The sequence below is a fragment of the Stenotrophomonas sp. Steno-Z10-HUANG genome, from assembly GCF_056393075.1.
In genome coordinates this window covers 326,856-345,942 of sequence record NZ_JBWJPA010000001.1, presented here as the reverse complement: position 1 = coordinate 345,942, position 19,087 = coordinate 326,856, and the positions used below count along the sequence as shown (strand labels likewise).

Below are 19,087 nucleotides of genomic sequence, written 5' to 3'. Positions count from 1 at the left end.
TGCTGGACGACATCCACCTGTGCTGGAGGGGTTCATGCTGGAACACTACGGTCTCGTCTTCGCGCTGGCCTGCGCGGTCATCGCCATCGCCTATGGTCTGTTCGCCGCCCGCTGGATATTGCGCCAGCCGGCCGGCAACGCACGCATGCAGGAAATCGCCTCGGCGATCCAGGAAGGCGCGCGCGCCTACCTCAACCGCCAGTACCTGACCATCGCCATCGCCGGCGTGGTGCTGTTCGTGCTGGTGGGCGTGTTCCTGAGCTGGTACACCGCGGTCGGCTTCGCGGTCGGCGCGGTGCTGTCCGGCGTGGCCGGCTACATCGGCATGAACGTCTCGGTGCGCGCCAACGTGCGCACCGCCGAGGCCGCGCGCAACGGCATGGGCGCGGCGATGGACGTGGCCTTCAAGGGCGGCGCGATCACCGGCATGCTGGTGGTGGGGCTGGGCCTGCTGGGCGTGGCCGGCTACTACTTCGTGCTGCAGCAGCTGGGCCTGGCGCAGGCCGACAACCTGCACGCGCTGGTCGGGCTGGCGTTCGGCTCGTCGCTGATCTCGATCTTCGCGCGACTGGGCGGCGGCATCTTCACCAAGGGCGCGGACGTGGGCGCCGACCTGGTGGGCAAGGTCGAAGCCGGCATTCCCGAGGACGACCCGCGCAACCCGGCGGTGATCGCCGACAACGTCGGCGACAACGTCGGCGACTGCGCCGGCATGGCCGCCGACCTGTTCGAGACCTACGCGGTGACGGTGATCGCCACCATGCTGCTGGGCGGCATGATGATGGTGCCGGGCTCGGCCGACTTCGCTGGCAGGAACGCGGTGCTGTATCCGCTGGTACTGGGCGGCGTATCGATCCTCGCCTCGATCATCGGCGCGATGTTCGTCAAGGTCTCCGGCAGCAAGCCCAACATCATGGGCGCGCTGTACAAGGGCGTGATCGTCTCCGGCGTGCTGGCGGCGATCGCGTTCTACCCGATCACCACCGCGCTGATGGGTGACAACGCCCACGGCGCGATGAACCTCTACATCTGTGCCCTGATCGGCCTGCTGCTGACCGGGCTGATCGTGTGGATAACCGAGTACTACACCGGCACCCAGTACAAGCCGGTGCAGCACGTGGCCAAGGCCTCCACCACCGGCCATGGCACCAACATCATCGCCGGGCTGGGCGTGTCGATGAAGTCCAGCGCGCTGCCAGTGGTGGCGGTGTGCGCGGCGATCTGGTTCGCATATCTGCACGGTGGCCTGTACGGCATCGCCATCGCCGCCACCGCGATGCTGTCGATGGCCGGCATGATCGTCGCGCTCGACGCCTACGGGCCGATCACCGACAACGCCGGCGGCATCGCCGAGATGGCCGAGCTGCCGCCGGAGATCCGCGACATCACCGACCCGCTCGATGCGGTGGGCAACACCACCAAGGCGGTGACCAAGGGCTATGCGATCGGCTCGGCGGCGCTGGCCGCGCTGGTGCTGTTCGCCGACTACACCCACAACCTGCAGGCGGCACACCCGGGCAGGTCGTTCCTGTTCGACCTGTCCGACCACCGGGTGATCATCGGCCTGCTGGTCGGCGGCCTGATCCCCTACCTGTTCGGCGCGATGGCGATGGAGGCGGTGGGCCGCGCCGCCGGCGCGGTGGTCGAGGAAGTGCGCCGCCAGTTCCGCGAGATCGCCGGGATCATGGACGGCAGCGGCAAGCCGCAGTACGACAAGGCGGTGGACATGCTGACCCGCTCGGCCATCCGGGAAATGATCGTGCCGTCGCTGCTGCCGGTGGCGGTGCCGATCGTGGTCGGCCTGCTGCTCGGGCCCGAAGCGCTGGGCGGGCTGCTGATCGGCACCATCGTCACCGGCATCTTCGTGGCGATCTCGATGACCACCGGCGGCGGTGCCTGGGACAACGCCAAGAAATACATCGAGGACGGCCACTTCGGCGGCAAGGGCAGCGAGGCGCACAAGGCCGCGGTGACCGGCGACACCGTCGGCGACCCCTACAAGGACACGGCCGGCCCGGCGATCAACCCGCTGATCAAGATCATCAACATCGTGGCGCTGCTGCTGGTGCCGCTGCTGTAACCGGCGCCCGCTTCCCGCGCTGCGCTGCCCTTCCCCGATCCGCGGCGGAAGGGCAGCGCAGCCGGGCGCTGGCCCCGCAGCCGCGGCCAGGACATCGCCGCCTGCTGCCGGTGCCACGCCGGGGCACGCCCCGGATCAGGCCGCGGCCCGCGGCACGGGGTGCACCGCAGCGGCCCGACACACGCGGTTCAGCGCGCGCGTGGCCGCTTCACCGCATGCACCCGCCCGCTGCGGCCGCCGCCGCAATAGAACAGGTCGCCGCCGTCGGCCTCCAGGCCGCTGACGCTGATGCCCGGCGGCATGCGCAGGCGTTCCAGTACGGTGCCGTCCTGCGGATCGACACGGCGGATGTCGCTCTCCTCGCCCTCGCCGGTGCCGTGCCACAGCTGGCCGTCCACCCAGGTGACGCCGGTGACGAAGCGATCCGATTCGATGGTGCGCAGGACCGTGCCATCGGCCGGATCGATCTGGTGGATCCGGCGCTGGCGGCACTGCCCCACCCACAGGCTGCCCTCGGCCCAGGCCATGCCGGAATCGGCGCCGGCGCCGGGCGCGGGGATCGAGGACAGCACCCGCCCGCTGCGCGGGTCGATCTTGTCGATGCGCGCTTCGGCGATCTGGTACAGGTGGGTGCCGTCGAAGGCGGTGCCGGCATCGCATGGCAGGGCCAGGGTGCGGACCAGCGCGCCATCGCGCGGGTCGAAGGCCACCAGCGCCGCGCCGGTGGCGGCCCACACGTTGTGGCCGTCGAAGCTCACGCCGTGGATGCAATCGGCGTCGGCGAACGGGCCGTAGTCGCGTACCACTTCGGCCGGGCGGACCGGGGTGGCGGCCACGCCGGGGGCAGGGTTTCCTGTGTTCATTGCTGCGCTCTCCTGGCACATCGGGGATTCGGTGCCTGCCGGTGACCCTAGTCAACCGGCAGCGCGGCGGGGAGTAACAAGATCGTCGTGAATCCACCGGGCGGCAGCGACCACCAGCGCTGCGCGCGGCCGCGTCCGCGCGGGCGCACGCGCCCGGCCGCCTCCAGCTCAACCAGCGCCCTCTGCACGTTGCGCTGGCTGCCGCCCAGTGCCAGGGCCAGCGCCGAGGTGGACCAGCCGGCGCCATCGGCGAGCAGCGCCACGAGCGCGGCCTGGGCGCCCTCGAACGGCGGCGCCAGCACCCTCACCGTATCCGTGGCATGCGGCACCAGCCGGAATCCGCCGGGCGTGGCTTCGATGCCGGCCACCGCCGCGACCAGCGCGCGCAGGCGGCCGATTTCCACCCGCAGCCGCGCGCGCAGGCTGTCGTCGCGGTGGCGCATGCCGAATACGCGGGCGACCAGCGCGTCGCGCTCGACGTCGCCCGGCCAGGCTTCGGCCAGCGCACGGGCCAGGGCGAGCAGTACCGGGCGCCGCACCAGCGAGTGCCAGCGGCGGCCCTGCCGCACGCCCCGGCGGCAGCCATCCACGACCAGCGCGCCGGACGCCAGCAGGGCCTGCACCTGCCCGATCCGCAGCGGCACGTCCACGCCGCCGCCGAGGCAACGCGCGGCGGGCTGCTCCAGTTCCGCGCGGGCGGCGGCGACTTCCGCCTGCAGCGCGGCGATGCCGGCCGCACCCGCGGCCACGTCCGCGGCCTCGAGCGCCGCGCGCGCCGCGGCCACCCGCAGCGCACGCAGCGCCAGCGCCGCGGCGGTCAGCCCGGCCATCGCCGCCAGCGCCGGCGGCATCCGCTGGCCGTCCAGGCGCGACAGCGCATCGGCGGCCTGCGGCAGCCTGCCGAGCAGCAGCCAGCGGCGCGCCAGGATCAACCAGGCCTGCAGTGCATTGCCCTGGTCGCCGTGCGCCTGCAGCTGCGCCGCCAGCGCACGCAGCGGCGCCGGCGAACCGCCGAGCTCGCGCATCGCCAGCGCCACCTCCGCGTCGGCCAGCGCGCAGCGCGCCCGCGCCAGCCCCTCGTGCGTGCCGAAGCCGCGCCGCGCCCGGCGCAGCAGCCCGCGCGCGCGCGCCAGCTCACCGAGCCGGGCCATGGCGATCCCGCGCAGGGCCAGCGCCGCCGGGTCCTCGCGCAGCGCCACGTGGTTGAGCGCGGCCAGGACATCGCCGCTGGCCAGGGCGCGCGCGGAGGCGGCGATCAGCGAATCCATGCCGGCAGGCTACCCGTCCGTGCCCCGCCCTGCACCCGGCCGGCCCCGGCGGACCGGCGCCGGTGGCCGCGCCGCCTGGCGGGCTTTGGTGCGCCGCACCAGCGGCAGGCGTAGAATGCCGCCTTTCTGTCAAACGCACGATTCGGAGCAGCGCATGGGTCTGGAACTCGTTTCCGCGGGCAAGAACCCCCCGGAAGAAATCAACGTCATCATCGAGATCCCGAAGGATTCGGAGCCGGTGAAGTACGAAGTGGACAAGGAATCGGGCGCGATCTTCGTCGACCGCATCCTCTCCACGCCGATGCGCTACCCCTGCAACTACGGCTATGTCCCCAGCACCCTGTGCGGCGACGGCGACCCGGCCGACGTGCTGGTGGTGCTGCCGCTGCCGCTGGTGCCCGGTTCGGTGGTGCGCTGCCGCCCGGTGGGCGTGCTGAAGATGAGCGACGAAGCCGGCAGCGACGAGAAGATCCTGGCCGTGCCGGTGGCGAAGATCTTCAGCGGCTATGGCCACGTCGAGGACATCGCCCAGGTATCCAGCCACTGGCTGGAGCGCATCGGCCACTTCTTCGAGCACTACAAGGACCTGGAAAAGGGCAAGTGGGTCAAGATCGAAGGCTGGGGCGACGCCGCCGAGGCCAAGCGCATCCTGGTCCAGGCGCACGAGACCTTCGTGGCCAAGCAGGGCTGAGCCACGCTGGCGGCGGCGCCATGCCGCCGCCAGCGACGAGCATCACGTTTCATCCGCCCGGTGCATGACCGCGGCCGGGTGTTCCGCTACATTGACAGGCCGGGTTACCGGCCTGTTCCAGTTCGGCCGGACGGTTCCATTGGGGGAAATGTCTTGCGTATCCTGCTAGTCGGCGACGAAGCCAGCCTGTCGGCCGATCTCCTCGAGTACATCACCGACCTGGGCGAGGACTGGCAGGTCCAGAGCGCCCCGGACGGCAATGCCGCCATCGCCACGGTGGCGTCGAGCACGATCGACGCGGTGATCGTCGCCCCGGCGCTGCCCGACCTCACGCCTGCCACCCTGCTCGGCCAGATCCGCACCCTGCGCCCGGAAACGATCCGCATCGCGCTGATCGAAGCCGCGCAGAGCCAGCGCGCGCCCTCGGCGCGCATCATCGGCGTGGCGCATCGGTTCCTGCCGCTGCCGCTGTCGCCGGAAGTGCTGCTGGAAGCGCTGACCAGCCTGGAGGAACTGCGCGACCTGCTGGACAGCCCGCGGCTGCGCGCCGCCATCGGCCGCATCGAGAAGCTGCCGTCGCCGCCGCACCTGTACCTGAGCCTGATGCACGCGCTGGAAGAGGACGAGAACAGCGACGCCAGCGACATCGCCAAGCTGGTCTCGGCCGACCCGGCGATCGCCGCCAAGGTGCTGCAGCTGTCCAATTCCGCGTTCTTCAACAGCGGCCGGGCGATTTCCGACCTGCGCGGCGCGGTGACCCGGCTGGGCCTGTCCACGCTGCGCGACCTGGTGCTGGCCAGCGAGGTGTTCTCGGTGCCGTCGTTGTCCCCGGCCGAGCGCAACGCGCTGCAGGCCCGCGCCCTGGCCGCCTCGCGGCTGGCGGCGAAAATGCTGCCGTCCTCCAGCGCCGAGCTGGGTTCGACCGCGGCGTTGCTGGCCGACATCGGCCTGCTGCTGCCGGGCGTGCGCGACGCGCGCGAACCGGCGGCCGAGGGCGACGACCGGCCCGGCCACGACGAGGCCGGTGCCTACCTGCTGGGGCTGTGGGGGCTGCCGATGCCGATCATCGAGGCGGTGGCGTTTCACCTGCAGCCGCAGCGCTCGAACGTGCGCAGTTTCTGGGTCACCGGCGCGGTGCACGTGGCCACGGCCCTGGCCAGCGGCAATCCGGTGGACGAAGACTACCTGCAGCGCACCGCGGTGTTGCCGCGGCTGGAGGGCTGGCGCGAGATGGCCAGCGACCTCGCCGGGCTGTCCGCCATCGCCTGAGGCGGCCCCCGCCCTGCATACCCCGGAACGGCCGCATCTCCTGCGGCCGTTTCCGTTTCCGTTTCCGTTTCCGCGTCCGGCCTCCCGCTTCCGCACCTGTACGTACGGAAATTGCGGTCAAGGCGGCACTGGTAGCGTGCGACAGCGGCAACGGGCGCACGCGCGCATCCGCGCCAGCGCGGGCGGGCCGCGGACGCGTACGCTGCCTGCTGCCAACGGACTCCCCCGGTATGCGCAGGCGGCGCGCGCAAAGAAGAAGGGCGGGCCTTGCGGCCCGCCCTTCGTCGTGTTGCACAGGACTTCGATGGATCAGAAGCGCTGGGTGTACTTCATGTAGATGTAGCGACCGATGTCGAAGCCGCCGTAGTAGGCGAAATCGCTGTTCGGCGCCGAGTACTGCAGCGAACCACGGTGGTTGAACACGTTGTTCGCACCCAGGGCGATGGTGGCATCCCACGGCGCCTTGTAGCTGACCTGCAGGTCGTGGAAGGTGTTGGAACCGGTGCTGCGCAGCGGCTCCCACTCGCCATTGGCGTAACGGTCGGCCAGGTCGCACCAGCCGTCGGCCAGGCTGACGCAGCCTTCCTTCATGCCCGAGTAGTAGCGCGCGGTGTAGTTGGCACCGAAGTTGCCGTACTCCCAGTTCACGCCCAGGTTCGAACGCACGCGGAAGATGCCCGGGCTGCCGACGTTGCCGATGATGATGGTGTCGCCGGCCTTGTTCTGGCCGACTTCATCGTACTTGGCGGTGTAGGTGGTCTGCCAATCCAGCGAGATCTGGCCGATGGCCAGCTCCGGCAGGCGGTACTTGACACCCAGGTCATAGCCTTCGGTTTCCATCTGGCCCAGGTTGGCCAGGCCGTAGAACATCTCGCTGATGTGACCATCGGCGGCGCGCACGATGCCGGCGCAACGGCTGCTGTTGCCCAGCACGTAGCAGTCGCGCAGGATGCGGTCGACGCTGTCGGAGATGATCATGTCCTTGATCTGGTAGTTGTACCAGTCAAGCGAGATGTCCAGGCCCTGCACCCAGCGCGGGCTCCACACCAGACCCACGGTCTTGCTGGTGGAGGTTTCCGGCTTCAGGTTCGGGTTGGAACCGGAGATGAACTGATCCGGGGTGGCGCACGGCCAGGTGGTGCACGGAATCAGGCCCTGACCCAGCTGCTTGTAGTCCGGTGCGACGCCCGCGGCGGTGCAGGCGGCATTGCCGGCGACGCTGCCGGCCACGCCGACCGAGCACGGATCGGTGTACTTCTCGAAGCTCGAACCCAGGCCGCCGTACATGTTGTCGACCGACGGTGCGCGGAAGCCTTCGGCGTAGGTGCCGCGGACCAGCAGCTCATCCATCGGCCGCCAGGTCACGCCGAACTTGCCGTTCACGGTGCCACCGAAGTTGCTGTAGTCCGAGTAACGGCCGGCAACGTTGACGGTCAGTTCCTTGGCGAAGGCCATGTCGGCCAGCACCGGCACGTTCAGCTCGAGGTAGACCTCGTCCAGCTCGTACTTGCCGTTGGTGGTGGTCTGGCCCAGGCCGGTGTATTCGCCCGACTGCATGAAGGCGTCCGGCACGAAGCGGCCTTCTTCCTCGCGGTGCTCGACGCCGATGGCGAAGCCCAGGTCGCCTGCCGGCAGGGTCATGATCGAACCGGCCAGGTCAGCGGTGAACGACGTGGTCTTGGTCACGCCGGTGGTGGTGAAGGACGGGAACAGGAAGTTCTGCAGGTCCTTGTCGGCCAGCGAGCCCGGGCCGGCAACGCCGGCCGGCAGCAGCGGGTTCCACGCATAGCAGCCTTCGATCGGCTTGGCCGCGGTACCGCAGCGGGCAACGCCGTTGGCATCGATGAACGACGGGCCCAGGGCCTGGCGCGCGGCGATCAGGCTCATGTCGCCGTGGTTGGTCTTGGTCGACTCGTTGCGGTTGAACAGCGCACCGACGTTCCAGTCGAACGACTTGTCGGCGAACTCGAAGAAGCCGCTGATGGTCGGCGCGAAGCGCAGGGTCTTCAGCTTGCTTTCGGTGGTGCGCGGCATTTCCCACAGGCGGCGGCGGAACTCGACGTCCTGGCCGATCGGGTTGAACGCGCTGTCAGCCGACAGCGGGGTGCCGAACGACTGCGACTGGTACGGGTAACCGGCGATCTGCTGATCGGTGGTGCGCTCGTTGTACAGGATGTCGGCGTTGAACGACACGCTGTCGGTGAAATCGTAGTTGCCGTTCACGTAGACCGACTTACGCTCGATGCCGGTCTGCAGCATCATCTGCTGGTTGGCGTTGGCGTATTCGGCCGGGGTGATCGGGTGGTAGTCGTTCGGGTTGGTCGGATCGCCGCCCGGATTCAGCGTCTGCCAGATCGGGCTCTTGTCCTTGGTCGGCTTGCAGTCGCCGAACACGCGCGGATCGCACCACACGCCGTTCGGGCCGATCGGGCTCAGGTCACCGGCGGTGGTGTTGGGGCCCTTGCCGCCGTCACGGGAGAACCAGCGGTCCTTGGCCATCACCGGGTCCTGCTTGGAGTACTCGGCGGACAGGGTGATGCCACCGCGCTCGCCTTCCGAGCCCATGGTGAAGGAGTACTGGTTGGTTTCGCCGTCGCCCTCGCCGTACTGGCCCAGGTAGACCTGCGCTTCGGCGCCGTCGAAGCGCTTGCGGGTGATCACGTTGACCACGCCGGCGATGGCGTCCGAACCGTAGATGGCCGAGGCGCCGTCCTTCAGGACTTCGATGCGCTCGATGGCCGACATCGGGATCTGGCTCAGGTCCTGGTAGCCGCCCGTGGTGGCGCCCAGGCGCTTGCCGTTCATCAGCACCAGGGTGCGGTTGGCGCCCAGGTTGCGGATGTCGATGTAGTAGCCGCCCACGTTCTCACCGGAGGCCAGGGCCTCGGAACGGGAGATGGCCGGCGAGCCGGCCGAGGTCATGTTCTGCAGTACGTCGGCGACCGAGGTGAAGCCCTGCTTTTCCAGGTTCTCGCGGCTCAGGGTCAGGATCGGCTGCTGCGTCTCCATGTTGGCGCCGCGGATGCGCGAGCCGGTGACTTCCAGGCGGTCCAGCGTGGTGGCGCCGGCAGCGGCGTCCTGCGCGGAGGCGAAAGCGGGGGTCAGCGCAATGGCGATGCCGGCCGGGAGCAGGCCCAGCCGCACTGCGGGAGTACGAAACTTCATGAATCTCTCCGGTTACGTTAGTGGTGTGTTAAACACCCCTGAACGTTACGTTCGTACCGAAGCCATGGGTTTGCGCGAAGCAGTCGCAAACTTTGCCGAATGTGGCGGGAGGCTGGCGCACGCCGCTTCGCGGTAGCGGCTGGCAGGAACCCCGAAACGCGCGCGGAAGGCCCGGGCGAAACTGCAGCAGTTGTCGAAGCCACTGGCCGCGGCGACCTCGCTGATCATCATGTCGGTATCGCGCAGCAGCTGGGCCGCGCGCTCCAGGCGCAGGCGCGCGGACAGCGACTGCGGGCTTTCCTCGTACAGGCTCTGGAAGGTCTTGGACAGGTACCAGCTGGAGAAGTTGGTCAGCTCGGCCAGCTCGCCGATGCGCACCACGCGGTGGCTGTTGCCCTCCAGGTACATGCGCGCGCGCTGCATGCGGCCGAACACCTGGCGCTTGCGCAGGCGCGAGCGCCCCGGGCAGCGCTGCACGCCCTCGGAAAAGTCGCGCTGCAGCGAGGCCACGTGCAGCAGCAACGGTCGCAGCACGTGGGAACCGGGCTCGCGTGCCCGGGCCTCGCGCCACAGGCCCAGCGCGGTGCGCGCCTCGGCCCGGCTCATCACGCCGTGGCCGGCATACAGGCCGCTGTCGGCCAGATCACCCAGGGTGCGCAGCGCAGCGGCGTCCAGCGCTACGCCGATGCACAGCCCGTCGCGGCTGGCCTGGATCAGCGGGCGCGAGTCCTTCTCGAACGCGATCCACTCGCGCTGGCGCAGGCGGAAGCGGCCTTCCCTGGATTCCACCCAGGCACTGCCGCGCAGCTGCATCCACACCGTGAACACCGTGCCCGATGTCTGCAGGCTGCCCAGGCGGGCGACGCCCACGCAGTTCGGGCGCGGACCGTCCTCCGGCTGCTTCTCGAACGAAACCGACTGGCCGCGATCGACCCAGGCCACCTGTCGCATGACTCACCATCATTTGCCTTCAATGGCCGATGGTTTTGCCAACTCTGGCGGCAGTCGTCAGGAAGTTGCGACGAGAACCTTCCGAATTCTTCCGGAACCGCGAACGAAGAAATCACGAATCCGGTTTTCCCAACAGGGGCAACCACTTGAGCACGCCCAGCGAGGGTCGCGAGGGTGCTTCGGGGACCGGCATGATGCCGATGTCGGTGCCATCGGACACCGCCAGCGGCACGTATACCGCGGCGCCATCGGGCGCCACGCTGAACCCGTTGGTGGCGGCCGCGGCGCGTGCCTCGAGGCAGCGCGGCGGTTGTGTCTGGTCGAGCCGGCTCAGCTGCACCGAGCATCCGTCATCCTGGCGCAGGTACGCGACCGCGCCATCGCCGCCCAGGGCCCAGGTGCGGAAGCGCCAGCGGGTCGGCACCTCCCCGCTGAGCTCATGGAAACTGCCCGGCGCCAGCGCGGCATCAGCCGACCACAGCCCGCCTTCGGCCAGCCGGGTGAACAACACCCGCTGCGTCGCGCGGTCGTAGCGCACCTGCGACACGCCGGCCACCTGCGCGACCCGCCGCCACTGGCCGCCGCCGCGGTCGAACAGGGACAACGTGGCCGGGCCGTCGCCCTCGCTGCCGATCACGAACACCAGATGCGGGGCGGGGCCATAGACGGCCTGCAGCGGTTCGGCAACCGGCACCGGCAGCCGCTTCCATTGCCCCTGCTCGGGCACGACTTCGTAGATGCCGGGCCGGCCGTCGTCGTCACGGCCGCTGACCAGCACCTGGCGGCTGTCGGGCGACCAGTCCGGTGACTGCCGCGCCTCGGGGCGGAAGCCGTCCACCGGGCGCAGGGAATCGGACTGCCCCAGCCGCGCCCACCACAGCGCGAACGCACCGGAGCGGTTGGAGGTGAACACCAGTTGCTGGCCGTCGGGCGCGATCATCGGCTGGGCATCGCGCCCGGACGACGCGAACAGCCGTTCCTTGCGTCCGGGATCGTCCAGCGGGACACGGAACAGGCCGAACTGCGGCGCGCGGTGCATGAAGGCGAGCAGCGTGCCCATGCCGGCCACGCTGGGACTCTGCGCGTCATCCACGCCCAGGTCCTTGAGCAGGCCCGAACGCAGGTCCACCTGGTACAACCGCGATTCGCTGTCTATGCGCCGCCCGAACACGATGGCGTGCTCGCCCAGCCAGGCCCAGCCGCGCATCTCCGCGCTGCCGCTGGTGACGCGGCGGGCGTCGCCGCCATCGGCGTCCATCACCCACACCGCGCCCAGCTGCGGGTTGCGGGTGAATCCAAGCTGGCGGCCGTCGGGCGAGTAGCGCGGCGCGTAATCGAAGTCGCCTTCGCCCCGCGTGTAATCCAGCACCGTCCAGCGTCCCGTTGCCAGGTCCAGGGTGCGGATGCCGGGCGCACCATGGGGGCCGGTCATCGAGCCGAATACCAGCCCGCGCCCATCCGGCGTCCAGCTGAAACTGAGCATCTCGGCGCCATCGCAGGCGGTGGCGCGGCGCGCACTGCCGCCGGTGGCGCCGACCACCAGCACCTCGCAGCTGCCGCCGGCCGCGAACCGTGCGAACGCGATCTCGCGCCCATCCGGCGACCACGCCGGGAACCGGTCCATGGCACCCGCGGGCCCCTTCACCAGCGTCGCCGACGTGGTGCTGCCGGTGCTCTGCACCTTGAGCGTCGAACCGCCATCGCTTTCGTCGGCAAAGGCGACCAGCGCGCCATCGGGCGACAACGCCGGGAACGTGCCGAATCCCTGGCTGGCGGTGATCAGGCGGTACGGACGCTGCGGACTGCCGATCACGCCGGTACCGTCGGCCGTGACCGCGTCCGGCGCGGGCGCGGCGACCGGGCGCTGCCACAGCAGCCAGGCCATCGTCAGCGAGCTGCACAACAGCAGCAGGCCCACCACCAGCAGCAGGCGACGCCGTGCGCGGCGCCAGAATCCGGCGGCCCTGGCTGCATCCGGCAGCGCCGCGGTGCCCGCCGCATCTGCCGCATCTGCCGCATCCACCGGCTGCGCCAGCGCGTCGGCGGCCGGCGAAGACGCTTCTTCCTGTTCCTGCGCCCACGCCACCGGCGCGCGCAGCCGATAGCCGGTCTTGGCGATCGTTTCGATGTACTCCTGTCCCTGCGGGAACGCGCCACCGGCGGACAACGCCTTGCGCAGCTGGGTGACCGCCTGGGTCAGTACGTCGTTGGTCGGCAGGGTGTCGGGCCACACCTGCGCGAACAGTTCATCGCGGGTCACCACATTGCCGGCGCCACGCGCCAGCACCAGCAGCACGCCGATCGCCTTGGGCGTGAGCCGCACGCTGCGACGGGCGCCAGGCGCATGCACCTCGCGCGATGGCAGGACGACCAGGCACTCGCCGATATGCAGGCGTTCAGTGGGGGAAAGAGCGCTGTTGATGGGTTCCATGCCGGTCAGGGATTGAATCGCTGGAGGGCATCGTCCTGTGCCCGCCCCCTGGTGGTGTTGCCGCCAGTGAACCGCCAAATTCCGCAAATGGCGTCAACGCAAAGAGCAAATGTTTCAAGGCGCGCGGATATTAGCCTATGGCAGTTACCCGTGTACCCATGCGGGACGACACCAGGCTCTCTCTCGCCGACGCAATCCACATAATCCGTTTCAGAATTCGCGCCCCAGGGCGCGATTTTTTTATCTGCCGTTCATTCTTCGGCAAACGCCCCGGCACGCTGCAATCACGCAAACCCGCGTGATTGCAGCGTGCGCGGCCAATACGCGCCGCCGCACCGTTGTCACCGGCGCGGGCAATTCAACAAGCTGAAGAAAACATAAAGACAGATTCACGCCACTGCGCCCGTCCGCCGCGTGCGGGCGGGCGCGGCGGCGATCACCGCCGTGCCCGCGCGGGCACCGGCGCATCACTCGGCGCGGTACACCTGCGCACCCTGCGCGCGGAATGCCCTGGACTTCTCCTCCATTCCGGCCGCCAGCGCGCCGGCGGCGTCCAACCCGCGTTCGGCCGCGTAGTCGCGCACATCCTGGGTGATCTTCATCGAGCAAAAATGCGGGCCGCACATCGAGCAGAAGTGGGCGAGCTTGTGCGCCTCCTTCGGCAGCGTCTCGTCGTGGAATTCCCTGGCCTTGTCCGGATCCAGGCCGAGGTGGAACTGGTCCTCCCAGCGGAACTCGAAGCGCGCCTTGCTCAGCGCGTTGTCGCGCACCTGCGCACCGGGATGGCCCTTGGCCAGGTCCGCCGCGTGCGCGGCGATCTTGTAGGCCATGATGCCGTCGCGCACGTCCTGGCGGTTGGGCAGGCCCAGGTGTTCCTTCGGCGTGACGTAGCAGAGCATCGCGGTGCCGTACCAGCCGATCATCGCCGCGCCGATCGCGCTGGTGATGTGGTCGTAGCCCGGCGCGATGTCGGTGGTCAGCGGCCCGAGCGTATAGAACGGCGCCTCGCCGCACTCGCGCAGCTGCTTGTCCATGTTCTCCCTGATCAACTGCATCGGCACGTGGCCGGGGCCTTCGATCATGGTCTGCACGTCGTGCTTCCACGCGATCTTCGTCAGCTCGCCCAGCGTCTCCAGCTCGCCGAACTGGGCCGCGTCGTTGGCGTCGGCGATGCAGCCCGGGCGCAGGCCGTCGCCGAGCGAGAAGGCCACGTCATAGGCCTTCATGATTTCGCAGATCTCCTCGAAGTGGGTGTAGAGGAAGTTCTCCCGGTGGTGCGCCAGGCACCATTTGGCCATGATCGAGCCACCGCGCGACACGATGCCGGTGGTGCGCGCGGCGGTGAGCGGCACGTAGCGCAGCAGCACGCCGGCGTGGATGGTGAAGTAGTCCACGCCCTGCTCCGCCTGCTCGACCAGGGTGTCGCGGAACATTTCCCAGGTCAGTTCCTCGGCGCGGCCATCGACTTTCTCCAGCGCCTGGTAGATCGGCACGGTGCCGATCGGCACCGGCGAATTGCGGATGATCCATTCGCGGGTTTCGTGGATGTGCTTGCCGGTGGACAGGTCCATCACCGTGTCGGCGCCCCAGCGGATCGCCCAGACCAGCTTCTCCACTTCCTCGGCAATGCCCGAGGACACCGCGCTGTTGCCGATGTTGGCGTTGATCTTGGTGAGGAAGTTGCGGCCGATGATCATCGGCTCGCATTCCGGATGATTGATGTTGCACGGCAGGATCGCGCGACCGCGGGCGATTTCGTCGCGCACGAATTCGGCGGTGATGCGGGGCGGGAGGGCGGCGCCGAAGTGCTCGCCCGGGTGTTGCTTCAGCAGCTGCGCGTCGCGCACCTCGTCCAGCCGCTGGTTCTCGCGGATCGCGACGAACTCCATTTCCGGGGTGACGATGCCACGCCGCGCGTAGTGCATCTGGGTGACGTTGGCACCGGCGCGCGCACGCCGCGGCAAGCTGCGCGCGGGGAAGCGCACCGCCTCCAGCGCCGGGTCGCACGCGCGGCCACGGCCGAACGTCGAACCCAGCTGGGCCAGGCATTCGCTGTCGCCGCGTTCCTCGATCCATGCGCGGCGCAACGCCGGCAACCCGGCGCACAGGTCGATGCGCGCGTCCGGGTCGGTGTAGGGGCCGGACGTGTCGTAGACCGTGACCGGCGGGTTGTGCTCGCCCCCGAACAGGGTCGGCGTGCGGGTCAGCGCGATCTCGCGCATCGGCACCCGCAGGTCCGGGCGCGAGCCGGGCACGTGGATCCTGCGCGAGCCGGGGATCGGCTGCGTGAGCGATCCGGAGAGTTGCTGTGCCTGCTGCTGCAGGGCGGAAAGCGATGCATTCATCGGGCGTCGTCCTGTTGGAGGCCCACGCGGATGCACGGGCCGGACGAAGCGAAGGCGCGCCGCCACCGGCGCATGGACGCAGCCTGGGCAGGCGTCCACGCACGGCAACATTGCGAAGCTTCCCTACGCCGGTATCAACCGGATCAGGTTCCAAGGGACTGTCTCAACCGTGGCGTCAACGCCGCGGTACCCCCGCTTCGGGCGGCATTAGAACACGAAGCGGCCAGCCGGGTGGAACGCGCCGCCGGCACGCCACCGGCGCGGGTCGCGTGGCGGCGACGCGGCGGGCACTAACGGATTCGTGACGTCGGGTTCAGTAGGATGCGCCGCTGCCGCCGCCAGGCGGCCCCGTGCCGCCATGCCGGCCTCCCTCCTTCCGTGTCCGCGGGCAACCGGTTACGCCATGACCGGCGCCGCGGCGACCGGTTCCGCTGCAAGCCCTGGCTCGCTCCCCATCCCCAGATCGGAGAAGCTCCTCCATGGTGTTTCGTGTTTCCATCGCGCTGGTCGCCGCCCTGGTGCTGCTGGCCGGCATCGCCCCCGGCCCCTTCAACGACGTGGTGCAGGCCGTGCTGGTCGACGTCGTGCGCAGCGTCGGCTGGCTGTACCTGCTGATCGTGTTCCTGACGCTGACCTTCCTGCTGTACTTGGCGTTCGGCCGTTTCGGCAACCTGCGCATCGGCGGCGAGGACGCCGAGCCGGACTTCTCGCGCGCCAGCTGGCTGGCGATGCTGTTCGCCACCGGCATGGGCATCGGCCTGGTGTTCTGGGGCGCGGCCGAGCCGATCTCGCATTTCTCCAAGCCGCCCGAAGGGCTGCCGCCGCAAAGCGTGGACGCGGCGCGCGCGGCGATGCGCTACGCCTTCTTCCACTGGGGCCTGCACCCGTGGGCGATCTACGCCCTGATCGGGCTGGCGATGGCGTGGTTCCAGTACAACCGCAACGGCCGCGGCTTGATCAGCGACATGCTGCAGCCGCTGATCGGGCGCCACCACCGCGGCGCCATCGGCCACGCGGTCAACATCGCCGCGGTGGTGGCCACCGCGATCGGCGTGGCCACCACGCTGGGCTTCGGCACCATCCAGATCGCCGCCGGACTGCAGCGCGTGTTCGGCATCCACGCCACCGTCGCGGTGCAGCTGGGCATCATCGCCATCGCCTTCGTGCTGTACATGGCCTCGACCCTGAGCGGCGTGGACCGTGGCATCAAGTGGCTGTCCAACTGCAACCTGCTGCTGGCCGCGCTGCTGCTGGCCGCGGTGCTGGTGCTGGGGCCGACCGGCTTCATCTTCGACACCTTCACCACCACCCTCGGCGCCTACCTCAACCAGCTGGTGACCATGAGCCTGCGCATGTCGCCGTTCTCGGGCAGCACGTGGGTGGCGGACTGGACGATCTTCTACTGGGCCTGGTGGATCGCCTGGGCGCCGTTCGTGGGCGCGTTCATCGCCCGTGTGTCGCGCGGGCGCAGCGTGCGCGAGTTCGTGGTCGGCGTGGTGCTGGCGCCGACGCTGCTTGGTTTCGTGTGGTTCTCAGTATTCGGCGGCAGTGCGCTGTGGGCGCAGATCAGCGGCCACGCCGACCTGCTGCAGGCACTGGGCAACGGCTATGAGACGGTGCTGTTCGCGCTGTTTGACAGCCTGCCCGGCGGCTTGCTGCTGTCGGGCATCGCGCTGGTGCTGCTGGTGATCTTCTTCGTCACCTCGGCCGATTCGGCGGTGCTGGTGCTGGCCAGCATGTCCACCGACGAAGCCGGCGATCCGCCGCCGGCGCGCAAGGCGGTATGGGGCGTGGCGGTGGCGCTGATCGCCGCGGCCCTGCTGCTGGCCGGCGGGCTGGACGCGCTGCAGGGCATGATCACCATCGCCGCGTTGCCGTTCGCGCTGCTGATGGTGATGGTGATGGTATGCCTGTACCGCGTGCTGGACCTGGAGTACCAGCTGGAACGGCGCCGCGCGCAGCGCGCGCGGCATGCCGTGCAGGCGTGGATCGAACGCGAGATGGCCGCGCAGGAAGAGGCTGGAGAGCAGAAGTGAGCGGGGCGGCGGAGTGAGTTGAAGCCAAGGAGTGAGTGAACAGGAGTGAGAAAAGGCAACAGCGGCTCCGCGGTTGCCTGCCATCTCCGCATCATTCCGTCATTGCCGCCCAGGCGGGAAGCGCCTTCCAACGAACGCATGCCTGGTAATGACGGTATCCAGGCCTTTTCTCACTCCTCTTCACTCACTCCTGGCCTCATCAATAGCCCGCGGCCTGGCCGTCCTTGCGGCTCTCCGACGCACCGTAGTACACGCCGGTCGCCGGGTCGCGCATGATCGCCTGGTAGCCGCCGTACGGGCCGTCGGCGAACACCACGCGATGGCCCTTGCGCATCAGCGCGCGGATGGTCTCGTAGGGGAAGCCGGTTTCCAGGTTGACTTCGCCGCCGTCGCGCATCGCCGTGCCCTGCCCGGTCGGTTCGGTCGAGCCCTCGTGCTGGATGCGCGGCGCGTCGCCGGCTTCCTGCAGATTCATGCCGAAGTCCACCAGGTTCATCACGATCTGCGCGTGGCCCTGCGGCTGCATCGCCCCGCCCATCACCCCGAAACTGGCGAACGGCTTGCCGTCCCTGGTGATGAACGCCGGGATGATGGTCTGGAACGGGCGCTTGCCCGGCGCGTAGCCGTTGGGATGGCCATCCTGCAGCACGAACATCTCACCCCGGTCCTGCAGGATGAAGCCCAGCCCCGGCGGCGCCATGCCGCTGCCCATGCCGCGGTAGTTGGACTGGATCAGCGAGACCATCATGCCGTCGGCATCGGCCACGGTCATGTAGATGGTGTCGCCCTCCTCCAGTTGCCTGGGCGTGCCCGGCTGCGCCTCCTTCAGCGCCGTATCCATGGAGATCAGCGCGCGCCGCTGCGCCGCGTAGTCCTTGGACACCAGCCGCTGCACCGGCGCCGGCGAGAACGCCGGGTCGGCATAGAAACGCGCACGGTCGGCGAAGGCCAGCTTCTTGGCCTCGACGAACAGGTGCACGTGCTCGGGCGAGCCGAACGCGATCTTCGTAAAGTCGTAGCCTTCCAGGATGTTGAGGATCTGCAGCGCGGCGATGCCCTGGCTGTTGGGCGGCAGTTCCCACACGTCGTAGCCGCGGTAATTGCTGCTTACCGGTTCGACCCATTCGCCCTGGTGGCTGGCCAGGTCCGCATACGACAGGAAACCGCCGTTGGCCTTGAAATAGGCGTCGATGGTGCGCGCGATGTCGCCCTTGTAGAACGCGTCGCGGCCGCCGTCGGCGATCTTCTGCAGGGTGTCGGCCAGGTTCGGGTTGCGCCACAGCTCGCCCTTGCGCGGGGCGCGGCCATCGACGGTGAACTGTTCCTTGAAGCCCGGGTACGGCGACAGCCGCGGCACCGAACGGTCCCAGTAGTAGGCGATCACCTCGGCCACCGGGTGGCCGTCGCGCGCATAGCGGATCGCCGGGGCCAGGTTGTCGGCCATGGGCTTGCGCCCGAAGCGCGCGTGCAGCGCGAACCAGCCATCGACCGCGCCCGGCACCGACACCGGCAGCGGCCCGGTGGCGGGAATCTCCTTGAGTCCGCGGCGCTGCAATTCGGCCAGGGTCAGCGACTTCGGCGAGCGGCCCGAGCCGTTGTAGCCATACAGCTTCTGCGTCTTCGGGTCCCAGACGATGGCGAACAGGTCGCCGCCGATGCCGTTGCCGGTCGGCTCCATCAGCCCGAGCGCGGCGTTGGCGGCGATCGCCGCATCCACCGCCGAACCGCCGGACTTCATCACGTCCAGCGCGATCTGCGTGGCCAGCGGCTGCGAGGTCGCGGCCATCGCGTGCGGCGCGATCACCTCCGAGCGGGTGGCGAAGCCCGGCCCGGTGATGCGGTCGGCGGCATGCAGGGCGGGAACGGCGAGGCAGGACAACAGCAGCAGCGGCAGGCGTTTCATCGGCGGGACCGGCAACGGGACGAAGCCCGACGATAACCGCCGCGGCGGTGCCCGCGCATGTGCCGCCATGCAGGCCGCCGTGTGC

11 protein-coding genes and 1 riboswitch are annotated in these 19,087 nt (G+C 69.4%); of the genes, 4 read left to right on the top strand and 7 right to left on the bottom strand.

From position 1 onward, the window contains the following. Positions 1 to 34: 34 nt before the first annotated feature. On the top strand, positions 35 to 2,080 hold the full coding sequence (locus AC06E6_RS01545; RefSeq protein WP_478060076.1) for a sodium-translocating pyrophosphatase: 2,046 nt from the start codon (positions 35 to 37) through the stop codon (positions 2,078 to 2,080). A gap of 188 nt (positions 2,081 to 2,268) precedes the next feature. Here the strand turns inward: AC06E6_RS01545 and AC06E6_RS01540 are convergent, their stop codons facing one another. Continuing rightward, complete coding sequence (locus AC06E6_RS01540) at positions 2,269 to 2,943, bottom strand: Vgb family protein (RefSeq protein ID WP_478060074.1); 675 nt, start codon at positions 2,941 to 2,943, stop codon at positions 2,269 to 2,271. Positions 2,944 to 2,990: 47 nt separating this feature from the next. Next, positions 2,991 to 4,211, bottom strand: coding sequence for a helix-turn-helix domain-containing protein (locus AC06E6_RS01535; RefSeq protein WP_478060072.1), 1,221 nt, complete (start codon positions 4,209 to 4,211; stop codon positions 2,991 to 2,993). Between the two features lie 154 nt (positions 4,212 to 4,365). Between AC06E6_RS01535 and ppa the strand changes: the two genes are divergently transcribed. Together ppa and AC06E6_RS01525 are read left to right on the top strand one after the other, a co-directional pair. Next, on the top strand, positions 4,366 to 4,902 hold the full coding sequence (gene ppa / locus AC06E6_RS01530; RefSeq protein WP_161615496.1) for an inorganic diphosphatase: 537 nt from the start codon (positions 4,366 to 4,368) through the stop codon (positions 4,900 to 4,902). Between the two features lie 153 nt (positions 4,903 to 5,055). Beyond that, positions 5,056 to 6,171 carry an HDOD domain-containing protein gene (locus AC06E6_RS01525; RefSeq protein WP_240212289.1) on the top strand — a complete coding sequence of 372 codons (1,116 nt, stop codon included), beginning with the start codon at positions 5,056 to 5,058 and terminating at the stop codon, positions 6,169 to 6,171. Between the two features lie 309 nt (positions 6,172 to 6,480). Here the strand turns inward: AC06E6_RS01525 and AC06E6_RS01520 are convergent, their stop codons facing one another. From AC06E6_RS01520 to thiC, 4 genes are all read right to left on the bottom strand, one after another. After that, positions 6,481 to 9,336: a TonB-dependent receptor gene (locus tag AC06E6_RS01520; protein WP_104939506.1), complete on the bottom strand. Its 2,856-nt coding sequence runs from the start codon at positions 9,334 to 9,336 to the stop codon at positions 6,481 to 6,483. A 45-nt stretch (positions 9,337 to 9,381) separates the two neighbouring features. Beyond that, on the bottom strand, positions 9,382 to 10,287 hold the full coding sequence (locus AC06E6_RS01515) for a helix-turn-helix transcriptional regulator (RefSeq protein ID WP_478060070.1): 906 nt from the start codon (positions 10,285 to 10,287) through the stop codon (positions 9,382 to 9,384). A gap of 112 nt (positions 10,288 to 10,399) precedes the next feature. Beyond that, entirely contained in the window at positions 10,400 to 12,718 is a 2,319-nt protein-coding gene (locus AC06E6_RS01510) for a winged helix-turn-helix domain-containing protein (RefSeq protein WP_478060069.1), read from the bottom strand. A gap of 467 nt (positions 12,719 to 13,185) precedes the next feature. Then, on the bottom strand, positions 13,186 to 15,063 hold the full coding sequence (gene thiC / locus AC06E6_RS01505) for a phosphomethylpyrimidine synthase ThiC (protein ID WP_478060067.1): 1,878 nt from the start codon (positions 15,061 to 15,063) through the stop codon (positions 13,186 to 13,188). A 102-nt stretch (positions 15,064 to 15,165) separates the two neighbouring features. Then, positions 15,166 to 15,267, bottom strand: a riboswitch (TPP riboswitch). Between the two features lie 275 nt (positions 15,268 to 15,542). On the opposite strand from thiC, the gene AC06E6_RS01500 reads away from it, so the two are divergent. Then, the gene (locus tag AC06E6_RS01500; protein ID WP_478060065.1) at positions 15,543 to 17,099 is read left to right on the top strand and encodes a BCCT family transporter; all 1,557 of its coding nucleotides are present in this window, start codon (positions 15,543 to 15,545) and stop codon (positions 17,097 to 17,099) included. A gap of 199 nt (positions 17,100 to 17,298) precedes the next feature. Here the strand turns inward: AC06E6_RS01500 and ggt are convergent, their stop codons facing one another. Continuing rightward, positions 17,299 to 19,002 (bottom strand): gamma-glutamyltransferase, encoded by a 1,704-nt coding sequence (gene ggt, locus AC06E6_RS01495; protein WP_312347129.1) that lies wholly within the window; start codon positions 19,000 to 19,002, stop codon positions 17,299 to 17,301. Between the last annotated feature and the right edge of the window lie 85 nt (positions 19,003 to 19,087).